Origin of the sequence: Vibrio ostreae (genome assembly GCF_019226825.1) — a bacterium.
Lineage (GTDB): Bacteria > Pseudomonadota > Gammaproteobacteria > Enterobacterales > Vibrionaceae > Vibrio > Vibrio ostreae.
Map to the genome: position 1 here is coordinate 620,069 of NZ_CP076642.1, position 19,528 is coordinate 639,596.

Sequence of the window (19,528 nt, forward strand, 5' to 3'; positions counted from 1 at the left end):
GCTCCGATTGTTCCTTGAACCTCTTGTTTCACTCTCACTCTACCATCCCTGGTTAAAGCATGCCCGAGACCTCAGAGACCTGGTAAAATGTTGCATATTTACCACCTCCTCTTCGTTTACTTAAACGCTTGGTCACTCCATATCATGGTTTCACTTTTCACCCGATTAACTCACAACAATGTTCACGTCATCTTCAACCAATAGTGTTGTTGAACCGAGGGCATATTGGTTATAACTGACGCCATCCATGGATACGCTGCCTTCCAGACTTGCGCCTAAAGCCAGAACGTTATCATCGCTGTCACCGGCGATGGTCAGTTGATTATTTTCATCGGTCATATCGATCACGGCTTGCTCAGTCAGAGTCAGGGTACTGCTTTCGTCCCCCTCTCCCATATGAACAGTTTCAATATTGTTGATGCTGCCAAGACCGGTGGCCCCGGGTTCAAGATCAATACCGCCATCCAGCAACAACACATCCTGTCCAGTACCACCATCGATCGATACAAAATTGCTGCTGTTAATCCAAATCAGATCATCACCCGCTCCTCCAATAAAGGTATCGGCACCAGCTCCGTCGATCAGGATATCGTTACCCTCTCCACCATCGAGAATGTCCTCGCCGGACCCGCCACGCAGCAAATCATCACCGCCATCCCCAATGAGAACATCATCACCGTCGTAACCATACAGGCGTTCACCGTCTGTTCCGCCATTGAGAGTATTGTTTTCAGAATCTCCTTCAAGAAGAATATCGTTACCTAACAAGGTGTTGAGTAAGTTAATATCGGTCAGTGATCCCAGCGAAGCGCTGGCAGACAGTCCTTCGCTATCGGTAGCGGTAATCGAGGTGGCATTTAACAGGGCAGCCTGAACTTCCAGATCCAGGCCAAGCAAGCTTTGTCCGTTATCAAATTGAACGGTGGCAAGCAGTTCATTCACCGCAAAGTTATCGATCGATCCACCATCTAACGCAGTAATGGTCAGAACCGAGGATGGAGCAACCAGCCCCAGCAAACCTGAACTATTCTCTATACTGATGCGTAAGCCAAGCTCTTCAGCCAACTGCTGTGAAGCTGTCAGTGTCTGAGCATCAAGATCAACGCTGAGTAAGGGTTGATAGGCAACTTGCACAGACGTCAGGTTACCATCCGCATCCGCGGCGACCAGGTCCTGATTGTTGAGCCCCAGTAGCTGTAGCGCATCAACTCCCACCAGACCGAGTAAAGCCGAGTTATCAACCTGAACCACCGGCGCGGAATTATCGGTCACAACTGGCGCACTCGCCCCCGTGCTGTCAAAGGTCACACTGGTTGAATCGGTATCGCCATCATTATCGGTGATCACCGCATCGATCGTGGTCGAACCGCCCAACAGGTCAGTATCAGCGGTTGCTTCATCCACCAGCAAATTCCCTTGTTGCAGCAGTTTTGCAATCACATCCTGGTCACGGCTGAGACTGCCGACCACATCGACCCCATCAAGGATGATTTGTTGATCCACTTCCGTCGTGTCAAAGCCTCCCAGGAACTGGCCTGTGGTACTGACAGAAATGATCGTATCAGAACCATCAAACTCAAAGTGGAGATAGTTGGTCAGGTTACCGGGGCTTGAACCAATTTTACCTTCTCCCTGTAACAGACTGACAAGATCAAGCACATCGCCGTCGGCCGACGCCGGAACAAAGTTAAAGTCAGTAATATGGTCAATGGCAGGCGCCCCGACAGAGCCTTGATCACCACTTTCCCAACGGAACAGGTCCAACCCGCTGCCACCGGTCAAAGTATCGTCTCCGATGCCTCCAATAAGGATATCATTACCATCCCCGCCATCAATGGTGTCATTTCCTTCACCACCGCGAATAATATCGCTGCCGGCGCCGCCGTTAATGGTATCGTCACCATCCAAACCGTAGATACGATCAGCGTTGTTGCTGCCGTTCATGGTTTCAGCAAAGTTATTACCAATCACCATATAGGAAGGAACACTGGTACTGATTAACCCGAGCGACAATAAATCAGTGTTGGAATCAACACTGGTATTGCCCTGCGAATCGGTAGCCGAGATCTCTAATGTCGAGCCTAACCCCAGAGAGAGAACTCCATCATCAGCATAAATAGCGCCGAGGAACTCATTCAGTTTAAGATTATCAATCGGCCCCCCATCCAACGACGTAATGTTAATCGAAGCACGGTAATCAAACACCGTAAGGTCATCGATCGCATAGTCTATACCAAGCTCTTCAGCTAATACTCTAGCACCTGCGACATTAAATCCCCCCGCAATACTAAGACTCACAGCAGTGTAAGTGATGGTGACGGAAGTAATATCATTATTAGCGTCTGTGGCAGAAAACTCCTGACTTTCTGCCAAATTAACCACCCCCAACGCTTCCGCCCCGACCAAACCTAACAAGCTGTTACTGTCGCCAAGTGTCACTGCTGGCGCTTCCTCCGTTTGCGGCGCTAACAAAGGCACTCCTGAATTTGTGTAGGTGTAGCTGCCATCAGTCATGTTGACCGCAATCGTTTCGCCCTTGATGGTGTTAATCGTTAATACACCATTACTATAATCACTGGCAGAATAACCTAATACACTATCTGAGCTGCCGCTTGTCGTGATTGTTGAGCCATCGAAACTGAAGGTATAACCATCTAGGGTCAAAGACGAAACATAACCGCCATCAGCACCATAACTGTCTACTAGCTCACCACTTTCCGTCGCGGGTGTTGAGGTAATGCTGTACAACACCGAATCGGCCGCAACCGGGCTGTCATCTTCAATATTGACCACTAAAGAGACCGGCGTACTGGTGTTATTCGCCGCATCGGTTGCCTCTGCACTGAAGTTAAGTGCCAAAATATCTTCCACGCCCGGCATCGGATGATCCAGTGCCTGAAGCAGAGTAAAGCTGTAAGCACCAGCTGTGGTTAAAGTCAGAGTCGCGACGGTACCGCTCCCCGCTGTTGAACCAGTCAAAGTGTATGTGTCACCGGAAAACGCTCCCGACCAGGTGACCGTTTCTCCCTGTACCGCAAGGCTGGCTGGTCCGCTGATGCTAACTGAACTAATATCACTTTGATCAGCAATGGTCAGTGTACCATTGAGAGTCGTGCTATCAGTGATGTCTGCCGGGGAACCAGTGGCGTCGACCACTCCGCCGGATAAACCTTCTTCAGACACAGAGCCAAAACCGCCAGTGATAACCGGTGCGCTACCATCAATCACCACATCCCGACTGCTTGAGCTGACTGAGTTACCCGCTGCATCCACTGCAGTTGCAACCACGTTGTACGTACCGTCATCAAGAGGGTTGCCGCTCAGATCCAGACTCCAGTTACCGCTGCCATCAACGGTAAGTTGCGTATCGCTTCCCTCAACATAGGTAGTATCTCCGACCGTTACACTCAATGTGGTGTTGTCGTCCGGGTCAATCGTGCCACTCAGAACTAATCCACTGTCATTGGTAATGAAATCACCGATCGCGCCGGAGTCTGCGCTGATGGCATCGAACGTGACGGCACTGCCATCGCCATCAGCATCGAGCAAGGTATCCACCGTCACACTGTCGCTGCCCGCAGCCGAGGTATTCCCCGCCTGGTCAATCAGTACCGCGGACACGGTCACACTGCTGCCCTCTGCCGGCACAGAAAAACCGGCCGAGACGCTGCCGCTGCTGATGTCCGCCGCACTCAGCACGATATCCGTGCTCGTGATGCCATTAGTCACCTGCAGAGTATCGCCGGCTACCGCTCCGGCAGGTAAATCGATGCTGACCTCCAGATCGCCATCGGCATTGGCGGCGCTTTCCTCACTGTTAAGCCAGCCGTCATCGTTGCTATCATCGGTGATGGTCACCTGCGGCGCGCTGCCATCATTACCGGCCACCGTATCCACCGTCACACTGTCGCTGCCCGTAGCCGACGTGTTACCCGCCTGGTCAATCAGTACCGCGGACACGGTCACACTGCTGCCTTCTGCCGGCACTGCAAAACCGGCCGAGACGCTGCCGCTGCTGATGTCCGCCGCACTCAGCACGATATCCGTGCTCGTGGTGCCATTAGTCACCTGCAGAGTATCGCCGGCTACCGCTCCGGCAGGTAAATCGATGCTGACCTCCAGATCGCCATCGGCATTGGCGGCACTTTCCTCACCATTCAGCCAGCCGTCATCATTGCTATCATCGGTGATCGTCACCTGCGGCGCGCTGCCATCATTGCCGGCCACCGTATCCACCGTCACACTGTCGCTGCCCGCAGCCGAGGTATTCCCCGCCTGGTCAATCAGTACCGCGGACACGGTCACACTGCTGCCTTCTGCCGGCACTGCAAAACCGGCCGAGACACTGCCGCTGCTGATGTCCGCTGCACTCAGCACGATATCCGTGCTCGTGGTGCCGTCGGTCACCTGCAGAGTATCACCGGCTACCGCGCCGGCCGGTAAATCGATGCTGACCTCCAGATCGCCATCGGCATTGGCGGCACTTTCCTCACTGTTAAGCCAGCCGTCATCGTTGCTGTCATCGGTGATCGTCACCTGCGGCGCGCTGCCATCATTGCCGGCCACCGTATCCACTGTCAGAGTGTCGCTGCCCGCGGCCGAGGTGTTACCCGCCTGGTCAATCAGTACCGCAGACACGGTCACACTGCTGCCGTCTGCTGGCACAGCAAAACCGGCCGAGACACTGCCGCTGCTGATGTCCGCCGCACTCAGCACGATATCCGTGCTCGTGGTGCCGTCAGTCACCTGCAGAGTATCGCCCGCTGCCGCGCCGGCCGGTAAATCGATGCTGACCTCCAGATCGCCATCGGCATTGGCGGCGCTTTCCTCACCATTAAGCCAGCCGTCATCGTTGCTATCATCGGTGATGGTCACCTGCGGCGCGCTGCCATCATTACCGGCCACCGTATCCACCGTCAGAGTGTCGCTGCCCGCAGCCGAGGTATTGTCAATCAGTACCGCGGACACCGTCACACTGCTGCCTTCTGCCGGCTGCGGCACACTGGCCGAGACACTGCCGCTGCTGATGTCCGCCGCACTCAGCACGATATCCGTGCTCGTGGTGCCGTCGGTCACCTGCAGAGTATCGCCGGCTACCGCCCCGGCCGGTAAATCGATGCTGACCTCCAGATCGCCATCGGCATTCGCGGCGCTTTCCTCACCATTCAACCAGCCGTCATCGTTGCTATCATCGGTGATCGTCACCTGCGGCGCGCTGCCATCATTACCAGCGACGGTATCCACCACTACATCATGATGTGCGCTAATATGATTGCCCGCCGGACTCTCTACCGTTGCTGTAATGGGATAAGTGCCATCTGCCAGCGACGAGCCCGACACATCGAGAGTCCAGGTGACCACTCCGTTCACATCCGGCGTACCGTCGATAGTTAATTCAGAGGAGCTCTCATCATAGGTGATACCGTTAAAGTTAACACTGAAGCTGTTCCCGTCATCAGGATCCAGCGTTCCACTAATCAGCAAAGTATTGTCATTGGTAATAAAATCCCCACTGATACCGCTGTCATCGCTGACACTGGTAATACTGACCGTGAAGCCATTACCGTTGTCATCCACACCGGTGTTGATCACCACGTCCTGACTAGCCGAGCTGGACGTGTTACCCGCCTCATCGGTGACTGTTGCCACTACGGTATAAGTGCCATCATCCAACTCCGTTGCGGTCAGATCCAGGGTCCAGTTTCCGCTTGTGTCAATGGTCAGTTGCGAATCAATATCCTGCACATAAGTGGTATCACCCACCGTAACACTCAATGTATTGTTATCCGCCACATCCACCGTTCCATTAAACAACAGAGTGTTATCGGTGGTAATGAAATCGCCGGCAGTTCCGCTGTCATCACTGATGCTGTCGAAAGTGACGGTGTTATTATCATTATTGGTATCAATAACCCTATCCACCATCACACTGTCGCTGCCCGTGGCCGAAGTGTTACCCGCCTGGTCAATCAGTACCGCGGACACGGTCACACTGCTGCCTTCTGCCGGCACAGCAAAACTGGCCGAGACACTGCCACTGCTGATGTCCGCCGCACTCAGCACGATATCCGTGCTCGTGGTGCCGTCAGTCACCTGCAGAGTATCGCCGGCTACCGCTCCGGCAGGTAAATCGATGCTGACCTCCAGATCGCCATCGGCATTGGCGGCGCTTTCCTCACCATTGAGCCAGCCGTCATCATTGCTATCATCGGTGATGGTCACCTGTGGCGCGCTGCCATCATTGCCGGTCACCGTATCCACCGTCACACTGTCGCTGCCCGTAGCCGACGTGTTACCCGCCTGGTCAATCAGTACCGCGGACACCGTCACACTGCTGCCGTCTGCCGGCACTGCAAAACTGGCCGAGACACTGCCACTGCTGATGTCCGCCGCACTCAGCACGATATCCGTGCTCGTGGTGCCGTCAGTCACCTGCAGAGTATCGCCGGCTACCGCTCCGGCAGGTAAATCGATGCTGACCTCCAGATCGCCATCGGCATTGACGGCGCTTTCCTCACCATTGAGCCAGCCGTCATCATTGCTATCATCGGTGATGGTCACCTGTGGCGCGCTGCCATCATTACCGGTCACCGTATCCACCGTCACACTGTCGCTGCCCGCGGCCGAGGTATTCCCCGCCTGGTCAATCAGTACCGCGGACACGGTCACACTGTTGCCGTCTGCCGGCACAGCAAAACCGGCCGAGACACTGCCGCTGCTGATGTCCGCCGCACTCAGCACGATATCCGTGCTCGTGGTGCCGTCGGTCACCTGCAGAGTATCGCCCGCTGCCGCCCCGGCCGGTATACTTACCGTCACATCCAGATCGCCATCGGCATTGGCGGCACTTTCCTCACTGTTAAGCCAGCCGTCATCGTTGCTGTCATCGGTGATCGTCACCTGCGGCGCGCTGCCATCATTGCCAGCCACCGTATCCACTGTCAGAGTGTCGCTGCCCGCGGCCGAGGTGTTACCCGCCTGGTCAATCAGTACCGCGGACACGGTCACACTGCTGCCGTCTGCCGGCACCGCAAAACCGGCCGAGACACTGCCGCTGCTGATGTCCGCCGCACTCAGCACGATATCCGTGCTCGTGGTGCCGTCGGTCACCTGCAGAGTATCACCGGCTACCGCGCCGGCCGGTAAATCGATGCTGACCTCCAGATCGCCATCGGCATTGGCGGCGCTTTCCTCACTGTTAAGCCAGCCGTCATCGTTGCTGTCATCGGTGATCGTCACCTGCGGCGCGCTGCCATCATTGCCGGCCACCGTATCCACCGTCACACTGTCGCTGCCCGCAGCCGAGGTATTCCCCGCCTGGTCAATCAGTACCGCGGACACGGTCACACTGCTGCCTTCTGCCGGCACAGCAAAACCGGCCGAGACACTGCCGCTGCTGATGTCCGCCGCACTCAGCACGATATCCGTGCTCGTGGTGCCGTCGGTCACCTGCAGAGTATCGCCCGCTGCCGCGCCGGCCGGTAAATCGATGCTGACCTCCAGATCGCCATCGGCATTGACGGCGCTTTCCTCACCATTGAGCCAGCCGTCATCATTGCTATCATCGGTGATGGTCACCTGTGGCGCGCTGCCATCATTACCGGTCACCGTATCCACCGTCACACTGTCGCTGCCCGCGGCCGAGGTATTCCCCGCCTGGTCAATCAGTACCGCGGACACCGTCACACCACTGCCGTCTGCCGGCACAGCAAAACCGGCCGAGACGCTACCGCTGCTGATGTCCGCCGCACTCAGCACGATATCCGTGCTCGTGGTGCCGTCGGTCACCTGCAGAGTATCGCCCGCTGCCGCCCCGGCCGGTATACTTACCGTCACATCCAGATCGCCATCGGCATTGGCGGCGCTCTCCTCACCATTGAGCCAGCCGTCATCGTTGCTGTCATCGGTGATCGTCACCTGCGGCGCGCTGCCATCATTACCGGTCACCGTATCCACCGTCAGAGTGTCGCTGCCCGTGGCCGAAGTGTTACCCGCCTGGTCAATCAGTACCGCGGACACGGTCACACTGCTGCCTTCTGCCGGCACAGCAAAACCGGCCGAGACACTGCCGCTGCTGATGTCCGCTGCACTCAGCACGATATCCGTGCTCGTGGTGCCGTCAGTCACCTGCAGAGTATCGCCCGCTGCCGCGCCGGCCGGTAAATCGATGCTGACCTCCAGATCGCCATCGGCATTGGCGGCGCTTTCCTCACCATTGAGCCAGCCGTCATCGTTGCTGTCATCGGTTATTCCCCGCCTGGTCAATCAGTACCGCGGACACGGTCACACTGCTGCCTTCTGCCGGCACAGCAAAACCGGCCGAGACACTGCCGCTGCTGATGTCCGCCGCACTCAGCACGATATCCGTGCTCGTGGTGCCGTCGGTCACCTGCAGAGTATCGCCCGCTGCCGCGCCGGCCGGTAAATCGATGCTGACCTCCAGATCGCCATCGGCATTGACGGCGCTTTCCTCACCATTGAGCCAGCCGTCATCATTGCTATCATCGGTGATGGTCACCTGTGGCGCGCTGCCATCATTACCGGTCACCGTATCCACCGTCACACTGTCGCTGCCCGCGGCCGAGGTATTCCCCGCCTGGTCAATCAGTACCGCGGACACCGTCACACCACTGCCGTCTGCCGGCACAGCAAAACCGGCCGAGACGCTACCGCTGCTGATGTCCGCCGCACTCAGCACGATATCCGTGCTCGTGGTGCCGTCGGTCACCTGCAGAGTATCGCCCGCTGCCGCCCCGGCCGGTATACTTACCGTCACATCCAGATCGCCATCGGCATTGGCGGCGCTCTCCTCACCATTGAGCCAGCCGTCATCGTTGCTGTCATCGGTGATCGTCACCTGCGGCGCGCTGCCATCATTACCGGTCACCGTATCCACCGTCAGAGTGTCGCTGCCCGTGGCCGAAGTGTTACCCGCCTGGTCAATCAGTACCGCGGACACGGTCACACTGCTGCCTTCTGCCGGCACAGCAAAACCGGCCGAGACACTGCCGCTGCTGATGTCCGCTGCACTCAGCACGATATCCGTGCTCGTGGTGCCGTCAGTCACCTGCAGAGTATCGCCCGCTGCCGCGCCGGCCGGTAAATCGATGCTGACCTCCAGATCGCCATCGGCATTGGCGGCGCTTTCCTCACCATTGAGCCAGCCGTCATCGTTGCTGTCATCGGTGATCGTCACCTGCGGCGCGCTGCCATCATTGCCGGCCACCGTATCGATAACCACATTCTGGCTGCTTGTGCTGACAGCGTTACCTGCTAAATCGGTGGCCGTCGCCACCACCACATATGTACCATCCACCAACGGAGTCGCACTCAAGTCCAGGATCCAGTTGCCGCTGTCGTCTATCGAGATCTGGGTATCGCTTCCCTCGATATAAGTCGCTCCTCCGACCGTCACACTTAATGTCGTATCATCGTCCAGGTCTATCGTACCGCTAAGGATCAGGCCGCTGTCATTAGTCATGAAGTCACCGGCGATACCCGAGTCGTCGCTGATACTGTCAAAGCTGACCGTTGTACCATTTCCATTGCCGTCCACCACCGTATCAATGACGACATTCTGACTGCTTGTGCTGACAGTGTTACCCGCTTCATCGGTCACCGTTGCCATCACACTGTAAGTCCCATCTTCCAGCGGATTAACGGTCAGATCCAAGGTCCAGAGACCATCACCATCGATACTCAATTCAGGTGCAATGCCGTGTACATAGGTCGTGCCATCGACGGAGACACTCAGTGTGGTGTTATCATCCGGATCCACTGTTCCCGTCAGCAGCAATCGATTGTCATTGGTGATGAAATCACTAGAGTCTGATCCCGTATCATCACTTATCGCATCAAAACTTACGGTATTACCGTTATCATTGGCATCCGCCTGCGTATCCACCGTCAGATGATCACTGCCGGTTGCCGACTGATTGCCAGCCACATCAATCAGCACAGCGGTAATGGTGACGCCCTCTCCTTCTGCGGGAGCCGGAAATTCAGTGGTAATGCTACCATTGGAGATATCAGTCTCACTCAATACCAGGTCGCTGCTGTTAGTACCATCACTAACCTGAATTATATCTCCGACTGAAGAGCCCTCTGGTAACGTGATCACGACTTCAAGATTGCCATCAGTCAGCGCTGCCAATTCATCATTGTTCAGCCAAGCATCATTGTTTAGATCATCACTTATTGTGACTTGAGGAGCCGTGCCCAGATCGCCTGCGACTGTGTCCACCACAATATCCTGCTGCGCACTAATATGATTACCTGCATTGCTGGTCACCGTTGCCGTAACAGGATACGTACCATCAGCCAGGTTGATACCAGACACGTCCAGAGTCCAGTTCACCACTCCGCTGGCATCGGGTGTACTGTCCAGCGTCAGTTCCGGATCCGCTTCAGAGTAGATAGTGCCGTTAAAATCGACGGTCAGTGTATTATTGTCATCAAGATCGACGCTGCCGCTAATTTGCAAGGTGGTATCACTGGTCACGAAATCCCCATCGGTTCCACTGTCGTCAGTCATACTGTCTATAGTGACCGAATATCCATCGTCGTCCGTATCGACGCCGGTATTGATGATCACATCTTGGTTTATATTGTCCGTATTGCCAGCGATATCGACCACGGTGGCCACTACGGTGTAGGTGCCATCATCCAGCGGCGTTGAGGTAAGATCTAGCGTCCAGTTACCGGAAGAGTCAACGCTCAGTTCAGGGTCAACACCACGGATGTAAGTGGTATCGCCCACCGCTACACTAAGAATATTGCTGTCGTCCAGATCCACCCTACCGATAAAGCGCAGTGTGTTGTCACTGGTAATAAAATCTCCCTCTGTTCCGGTATCTTCGCTGATCGAATCCAGAGTCACGGTGTCACCGTCACCGTCATTATCAACCACGGTATCAATGACTAAATCTTGACTCTCGGTACTGGCAGTATTACCTGCAGCGTCTGTCACAGTAGTGACAACGCTATAAGTGCCATCACTTAAAGGAGTAGCAGCCAGGTCTAAATACCAACGACCGGAGTCGTCTACACTAAGCTCAGGGTCCGTACCCAGAACATAACTGTCACTGCCAACAGTGACACTCAGGGTATTCCCATCTTCAACATCCAGTACACCACTCAGAACCGGTGTATTGTCATTAGTGATGAAATCTCCGGCAATCCCGCTGTCTTCAGTGATACTGTCAAATGTAACCGTGGTGCCGTTGCCATTGCTATCAATCAAAGTATCAATCACCACATCACGAGGAGAGGTACTGATAGTGTTCCCGGCCGCATCTGTCACCGTTGCCACGACCCCGTATGTGCCATCATTCATTTCATTGCTGGTCAGGTCCAGGATCCAGTTCCCTGAATCATCCACCGTCAACTCAGGATCAACCTCATTGACATACGTGGTATCCCCGACAGCCACACTCAATGTATTGCCGTCATCCAGATCCACAGACCCGTGAAGTAATAGGGTATTATCATTGGTAACTAATTCATCAGTGATACCGCTGTCATTACTGATGGAATCGAAAGTGACGGTGGCACCATCAAAGTCGGTATCAAGCAGAGTATCCACACTCAGACTGTCACTACCCTGTGCCGACGTATTACCAGTCTGATCAATAAGAACCGCACGGACAGTTAAACTGCTTCCTTCATCTGGCAGCGGATAAACCGTGCTGATATTACCTGCAACAATATCTTCATTCGTCAGGATAAAGTCGTTGGTGGTGTTACCATCGCTGACGCGGATGGTATCCCCCGCAATCGCACCATCAGGCAAAGTGATACTGACCTGCAGATTGCCGTCTTCGTTCGCAGCCATTTCCTCGGCGTTGAGCCAACCATCATCATTCAGATCATCACTCAATATAACCACTGGTGCACTACCATCATCCCCTGCCATGGTATCCACCACAACATCCTGATGTACGCTGCTTTCATTACCTGCACTGCTGGTCACTGTCGCGGTTAATGGATAGGTACCATCAGTCAGCGTCGTCCCAGACACATCCAACGTCCAACTTACCAGGCCATTCGCATCCGGCGCAGACCCTAGTACCAGTTCGCTGTCATTTTCGGTGTATGTGGTTCCGTTGAATGTGATGCTGAGGTCATTACCGTCATCAAGATCGACCGTCCCGCTGATCTGCAAGTTGGTGTCATTCGTGACAAAGTCACCTACCGTGCCGCTGTCATCACTGATGGCGGTAATAGCAACCGTAAAACCATCTTGATCAGAGTCGACACCGGTATTAATCACCACGTCCTGACTGACCGAACTGGCACTGTTGCCAGCCTCATCCGAGACCGTCGCCACTACGGTGTAACTACCATCATCGAGTGGCGTTGCGGTCAGATCCAATATCCAGTTACCGGCAGCATCTATCGACAGCTCTGGATCCACATCCTGAACATAAATCGTATCCCCGACTGAAACACTCAGCAGATTACCGTCATCAAGATCTACAGTCCCGGTCAACAGCAGCGTATTATCATCAGTAATAAAGTCACCTACCACACCACTGTCAATGCTGATTGCATCAAACGTAACCGTGTTGCCGTCACCATCGGCGTCGATCACGGTGTCAATCACAACACTCTGAGGATTAGTACTGAATGAATTCCCTGCCTCATCAGTAACGGTTGCGACCACAGTATAAGTGCCGTCGGCCAAAGCGCTGCTGGTCAGATCCAGTGTCCAGTTTCCAGACGCATCAATGCTCAGTTCAGGATCCACTCCATGTACGTAATCTGTACCGTCAACATTAACACTGAGCACATTGTCATCATTGACATCGACTGTTCCCTGTAAAATTAAGGTATTATCACTGGTGATGAAATTCCCGGGTAACCCCGTATCGTCACTGATAGCATCAAAGGTCACCGTCTGACCATCCCCGTTACCATCGATCGTGGTATCGATGACCAGTGGCTGACTGATAGTACGAGCAATGTTGCCGGCGTCATCGGTAACCAGTGCAGTCACTGAATAGGTACCGTCATCTAATGCCAATGCACTGAGGTCCAGTGTCCAGTTACCATTGCTGTCCGTGGTGAGTTCCGAATCCACGCCTTGCACATAGGTATTGTCACCGACGATAACACTCAGCGTGTTATCATCATCGGTATCCACGGCGCCATGCAATTGTAACTCGACATCATTAGTTATGAAGTCACCCTCAATACCGCTGTCTTCACTGATCCTGTCAAAGGTAACCGTTGTACCATCTCCATCACCATCAATCGCAGTATCGATAGTCACTGTCTGACTGCTTGTACTGAAAGAATTACCGGCCATATCAGTGACCGATGCCACAACACGATAATCTCCATCGCTTAATGGCACTTCACTGAGATCAAGGACCCATTGCCCGTCAGAATCAACCACTAGCTCAAGATCGTCTCCATAGATATATGTGCGCTCTCCAACGCTGACACTTAATCTGTTGCCATCCTCAAGATCCACCGTTCCGGTAAGAAGCAAGGTATTATCATTGGTGATGAAATCACCGGTGACTCCACTATCTTCGCTGATTGCCTCGAAAGTGACCATGCTTCCATTAGCATTGGTGTCTATTTGCGTATCCACCACGACTTGCTGAGCCAGAGTCTCGGAAGTATTGCCGGCGGCATCCGCCACCGTCGCCACAACGGTGTAATTACCATCGTTCAGAGCTGTGCTGGACAGGTCCAGGCTCCAGTTACCGCTATCATCCACACTCAGCTCTGGGCTCGCACCGTGTGTATATGTGGTGTCACCGACTCTTACACTCAGTGTCGTCCCATCTTCAGGGTCAATGCTGCCATTAAACACCAATCTATTATCGCTGGTGATGAAATCACCGGTGGTTCCAGTGTCGGCGCTAATACTGTCAAACGTCACCGTCTGTCCGTCGCCATCCCCATCTGCCAGTGTATCCAAAGTCACGCTATCGCTGCCCGGCGCCGATGTATTGCCAGCCTGATCAATGAGTACTGCGGTGACCGTGAGACTGCCTCCCTCTTCTGGCAACGGGTAGCTGGCACTGATGCTGCCGCTGGTAATATCCTGCTCGGTCAGGCTAACAGTACTCGTATTCGTGCCGTCAGTCAGCTCAATCGTATCACCTGCCACAGCCCCGTCAGGAATATTGATCGTCACCGTTACGCCGATGTCGTTTAGAGCAGCCTGTTCATCGGCATTGATCCAGCCGTCATCATTCACATCCGCATCGAGTATCACTTGCGGAGCACTGCCGTCAGTACCCGCGACAGAATCGATAATCACATCCTGATAAGCGTGAATCTGGTTCCCGGCGCTACTGGTGACCGTTGCGGTAATGGAATAAGTTCCGTCAGCTAAGCTGGTATCAGATACATCCAGAGACCAGCCGACCACGCCGTTGGCATCCGGTACAGGGGCAAGTACGAGTTGGGTATCGGCTTCTGTGTAGGTCACCCCATTGAATGTCACACTCAGCGCATTATTGTCATCAACATCAACCGTCCCAGAAATCACTAATGTATTATCACTAGTGATAAAGTCTCCTACAGCACCGGTATCCTCGCTGACCCCATTAATACTGACAGTAAATCCATCTTCGTCACCATCCACTCCGGTATACACAATAACGGTCTGAATCGCACTACTTGCGGTATTACCTGCTACATCGGTAACGGTCGCAATCACATCGTGCTGTCCGTCATCCAGCGGCGTCGCACTCAGGTCCAGGCTCCAACTTCCGTTCGCATCAATACTAAGTTCAGGATCGCGACCAAACTGATAGGTCACTTCGCCCACATTGACACTTAAAGTATTATCGTCATCAAGATCGACCCTGCCGCTCAGCACCAGTGTGTTGTCTGAAGTGATGAAATCGCCTGACGTCCCTGTATCCTGGCTGATGGCGTCAAAAGTCACCGTATTACCGTCACTATTGTTATCAATTACCGTATCGATAAGGACAGTCTGAGCGGGGGCCGATGCCGTATTACCGGCCGCATCGGTGACCGTTGCGACCACACTGTAATTACCATCGTCCAGTGGCGAAGCGCTCAAGTCCAACCGCCAGTTACCGTCCTCATCGACCTCCAGTTCCGCATCGTCACCCTGGACATAAGTCGTATCACCGACGGTAACACTCAGCGTATTACCATCAGTGCTATCCAACGTACCGCGCAACTGCAGGGTGTTATCAGAGGTAATAAAATCCCCATCAACTCCCGTATCCTCACTGATGGCATCAAAACTCACGGTATTGCCGTCGCTATTCGTATCAACCGTGGTATCAATCACCACCTGTGATCCTTGAGTACTGATCGTATTACCGGCTTGGTCCGTCACCGTCGCGACCAGATTATACGTACCGTCCTCAAGCGGCGTGTTACTCAAATCTAAGCTCCAGTTGCCACTGTCATCCACACTTAATTCAGGATCAGCACCCTGTACATAGGTGGTTTCGTTCACCGTCACACTGAGGGTGGTGCTATCGTCCGTGTCCAGGGTACCGTTAAAGACCAGAGTGTTATCGTTGGTTATGAAATCTCCATCCATACCGGTGTCATTACTGATACTGTCAAACGTGACCGTATGTCCATCCACATCACCATCTATCAGGGAATCAACGGTCACCGAATCCGTACCTGTTGCCGATACATTACCGACCTGGTCGACCAGCTCCGCGCTGATTTCAAGAGTCTCTCCCTGAATAGGTACCAGGTAGTCGGCCGTAATACTGCCGTTCACGATATCTTGCTCAGTTAAGGTTATTAGTTGGGTATCATTGCCATCTGTGAGTCGGATACTATCTCCGGACACGGCGCCTACGGGTAAAGTTACGTCGACCTGTAAACTGAAACTCCCATTCGCCTCCATTTCAGCGCTATTGAGCCAGCCATCATCGTTAAGATCCGCATTAATGCTGACCAAAGGCGCACTGCCATTAGCACCGGACAACGTATCAATCATGATTTCCTGCTCGGCATGAATTTGATTGCCCTGACTGTTTGTGACCGTAGCCGAGACCGGATACGTCCCGTCTGCTAACGTGATCGCGGAAACGTCCAGTGCCCAGACGACGCTCCCATCAGCATCAGGCAGCGCATCGATGACCAACTCAGGATCATTCTCGGTATAAGTCACTCCGTTAAAAGTTACGCTGAGCGTGGTATCGTCATCCAAGTCCAAAGTACCAGTAATTACAATAGTGTTATCACTGGTAATAAAATCATCCGCAGTGCCGGTATCATCACTAATCCCATCGATACTGACCATGAAGCTGCCTTCATCGGCATTGACATCGGTATCGATCATCACATTCTGCGCATCGGTACTAAAACTATTCCCCGCAGCGTCGCTGACTGTCGCAACCACTGGATAAGTGCCGTCATCCAATGCGTTCGCACTCAGGTCCAGAGTCCAGTTGCCATTCTGATCAATGCTCAGTTCCGGAGAGCTCCCCTGCTGGTAAGTCGTCTCTCCCACTGTCACTGATAGCTGGTTGCCATCTGCAGAATCGACGGTTCCGGTAAACAACAGCGTGTTATCACTGGTCACAAAGTCATCCGCGGTGTCAGAATCATCACTGATTGCATCAAAGGACACCATCACACCATCACCATCCGAATCCAGTGTGGTATCGACGGTGAGACTGCCACTGTGTGAAGCAGACATATTACCGTCAGAATCAATCAATACTGCCATCAGTTCCAGCGTTTCACCTTCAACGGGTAATGGATATAAAACGGTAATACTGCCATTCGCAATATCGTCCGCGGTCAGCGTAATCTCCTGACTGATCGTACCGTCATCAAGCTGAACAATATCACCTGCCACCGCTTCTTCGGGTAACATCACAGTGACATCAATCGCTCCATTTACGTTCGCCGCCATTTCATCAGCATTAAGCCACCCGTCGTCATTAAGATCGTCTGGCATAATTACTTGCGGAGCAGGCATATCAACCATTATTGTGCCGGTGACTGTATTACTCTCGCCATCAGGCTGCGTCACCGTAACCGTGATTTCAGTCTCGCCGTTAGGTAACGCTGGTAAGGTGCCTTCATCCAGCGTCCAAGTGCCATCGCCATTATTGGTGGCTGGATACTCATTATCATCGACCATCACCGTTACTGATGCTTGCGGGTCATTAACCTGACCGGTCAACTGCGGAGAAGAGCTCTGCACTTCGACCGGGTCAAAAGTCACTGCGGGTGACGGCTCAAAATCGGAACCAGAATTTGAGTCCGAGTCAGAATCTGAATCAGAATCCGAACCTCCACCTCCAGAGATGGCAGCCGCCGCAAGACCAACGCCTCCAACGCCAGCTAAAATCCACCACCAGCTCACTCCTTCGGCAGCCATCGCTGCAGCTGGTTCTGTCAGGTTAATTTCAGCGAAAGAAAATTCTGCAGACAACGATTCCTGTTGGCCCAGCCAAAGCACGCCGTTATCATCTTTAATCACCAACTCATTTCTCGCGTCGCCAGATGCCAGAAAAAAGCCCTGGATGACAATATTCTCGCCAGCAGCGGTAGTGAGCAGTAAATCGTTTCCCTGTCTGGCGGCCTGGAACGCACCGTCAAAATCGGATTCTAAAATAAAAACTTTACCAGTCGGATTCGTCATTTCCTCACCAGAAAGCGATGAAGAAATACCGGATTGCTTATCAACTACATTTATTTTTTCAAAATTCGACATAATACTCACCCACTAACCGTTACTAACGCTTTGTTATTATTAAATTCGTTAATTTAAATAGTTTCGATATATTCAGAGTTGCTCAGTTACGATAACTTCGACTCGTCTATTTGGTTTTAAGCAGCCAATAACATCCGAAGTCCGCTCACTGCCTTGACATTGAACAATCGGATCATCTGCGCCTCTAGCCTGGGTTGAAATAGACTGAATAGGAATCGAATGAGCGCTGAGATACTGTTTAACTGTCTCAGCTCTTCGCGCTGAAAGTCGCATGTTGTATTGGCTGGCACCGATATAGTCGGTGTACCCGACTAAGGTGATGACCGGATTCTGATAATCGCTGCTAAGCGTCGCAACCAGTTTGTCCAGAGATAATTTTCCAGCCTCAGTCAGTTGGAACTGATTAAATTCGAATTCTACATCGACGGTAACAGGATTGGTTTTTGAAGAAGTTTGACTAACATTGGCAGAGGATTGAGGTGTCAACGCCGCGTTGAACAGACGTTCGCAAACATCGCGTCGCCACTGCGTTGCCCTAATTTGATGCTGAGGAGAGAATATAATTTTATACTGGCAGACTATGTGGTTATTATTAGTTTCCAGCGGAACAATAATATTATATTCCCACTCATAGCGACTGGTCAGTGTATCTATGTTGACTGGCTCGCCGAGCAGTTTTTTAACCTCCGAAATCTGCTGACCCGACTGCAGTTCATTCAATTGATTGAGGTCAATCTCAATACCTTGACGAACAACCGTCTGATTGAGAGTGGTAACATTGGTTGTGAAGTCCAGATACTGTGTATCATCCTGACTATAAGCAACAGGACAATAGAACACCACCACAACTGCCCACAGGTCGACGCCGCATTGCTTGATCAAACGCATGAAAACCATCCTTTTTAAGCCATTTTCTGCAAAGCGGGCATAGTAATTTTTATTTGCCTTGCAAAAGGTCCATCTTTAATTTAACCTTACTAACAACATGGTTAAATTATTTTATAATGGTGACAAATATAAACGCTTGTCACCCAGCCTGCGTTGTTACTTTAGAAACCGTTAATGTAAAAATAATACAATACGTGGCATATGCAATTTATTGACCTGGCGATATGCAATTTATTGACCTGGCGATATGAAATTTCGTGACGTAGATCTAAGACTTTCTGAAACAACACCTTTAATCGTACATCGTTCGCTGAATGCTGATTTTTTTGTTAAAAAATCAGCATGTTAAAAAATGCATACCATTTCACTCTTTCAAAAATCACATCTCAGACTCCTAGCCTTTTACTTGGCAAATCATAACGTTAATCCACTCTGTCTGAACTGACAAAGACAATCCGCCAGCGCCCCTGCAGTAGTAACAAATTTTTCAATCAACACTTGAGGTTAACCTAAGGGAATACCTTATTCTGACGGGAGTATTTTACGGAGAGCTAACCATGCGCTTATCACTTTTTATTAGCATGTTACTTATCGTTATGAACGCCTGGGCTTATGACGGTGATCCCGATCTTGGCAAACAAAAGATTCCAAGTTGTCCATTTTGTCACGGTGGGGATGGTATCGCTGAAAACCCGCGTTATCCTAATCTGAAAGGTCAGGACAAGGGCTACCTGCTCTCAGCCATGCAGGCATATAAAAAGGGTCAACGTAAGGGTCCAATGGCAGAGATGATGCAAACGCAGTTGCAAAGGTTAAATAATGAGGACTTAAATGACATTGCTGCTTATTATGCATCCCGGGGCGAATAAATAGCCAAACAGTCGGTAAGACCCTACTTTTTTCCGTGAAACTCCGGATCAGATCTGGTACAACATCGGCCGACCAGACGGA

At 52.5% G+C, this 19,528-nt stretch carries 4 protein-coding genes; 1 reads left to right on the plus strand and 3 read right to left on the minus strand.

What is annotated here, in order from left to right:
• Positions 1-165 precede the first annotated feature (165 nt).
• The 3 genes from KNV97_RS02750 to KNV97_RS02760 form a co-directional block, all read right to left on the minus strand.
• A complete protein-coding gene (locus KNV97_RS02750) occupies positions 166-8,265 on the minus strand; it encodes a beta strand repeat-containing protein (protein WP_218562069.1) in 8,100 nt (2,699 codons plus the stop codon).
• Positions 8,240-17,689 (minus strand): Ig-like domain-containing protein, encoded by a 9,450-nt coding sequence (locus tag KNV97_RS02755; protein ID WP_407701879.1) that lies wholly within the window; start codon positions 17,687-17,689, stop codon positions 8,240-8,242. Before KNV97_RS02755 ends, KNV97_RS02750 begins: the two co-directional genes overlap by 26 nt.
• A gap of 72 nt (positions 17,690-17,761) precedes the next feature.
• Positions 17,762-18,577 (minus strand): OmpA family protein, encoded by an 816-nt coding sequence (locus KNV97_RS02760; RefSeq protein ID WP_218562071.1) that lies wholly within the window; start codon positions 18,575-18,577, stop codon positions 17,762-17,764.
• 557 nt (positions 18,578-19,134) lie between these two features.
• On the opposite strand from KNV97_RS02760, the gene KNV97_RS02765 reads away from it, so the two are divergent.
• The gene (locus KNV97_RS02765) at positions 19,135-19,446 is read left to right on the plus strand and encodes a c-type cytochrome (RefSeq protein ID WP_218562072.1); all 312 of its coding nucleotides are present in this window, start codon (positions 19,135-19,137) and stop codon (positions 19,444-19,446) included.
• Positions 19,447-19,528: the final 82 nt, after the last annotated feature.

Coding starts and splice junctions, on each gene's coding strand:
- KNV97_RS02760 (WP_218562071.1), bottom strand. CDS start 18,577: ATGCGTTTGATCAAGCAATGCGGCGTCGACCTGTGGGCAGTTGTGGTG.
- KNV97_RS02755 (WP_407701879.1), bottom strand. CDS start 17,689: ATGTCGAATTTTGAAAAAATAAATGTAGTTGATAAGCAATCCGGTATT.
- KNV97_RS02765 (WP_218562072.1), top strand. CDS start 19,135: ATGCGCTTATCACTTTTTATTAGCATGTTACTTATCGTTATGAACGCC.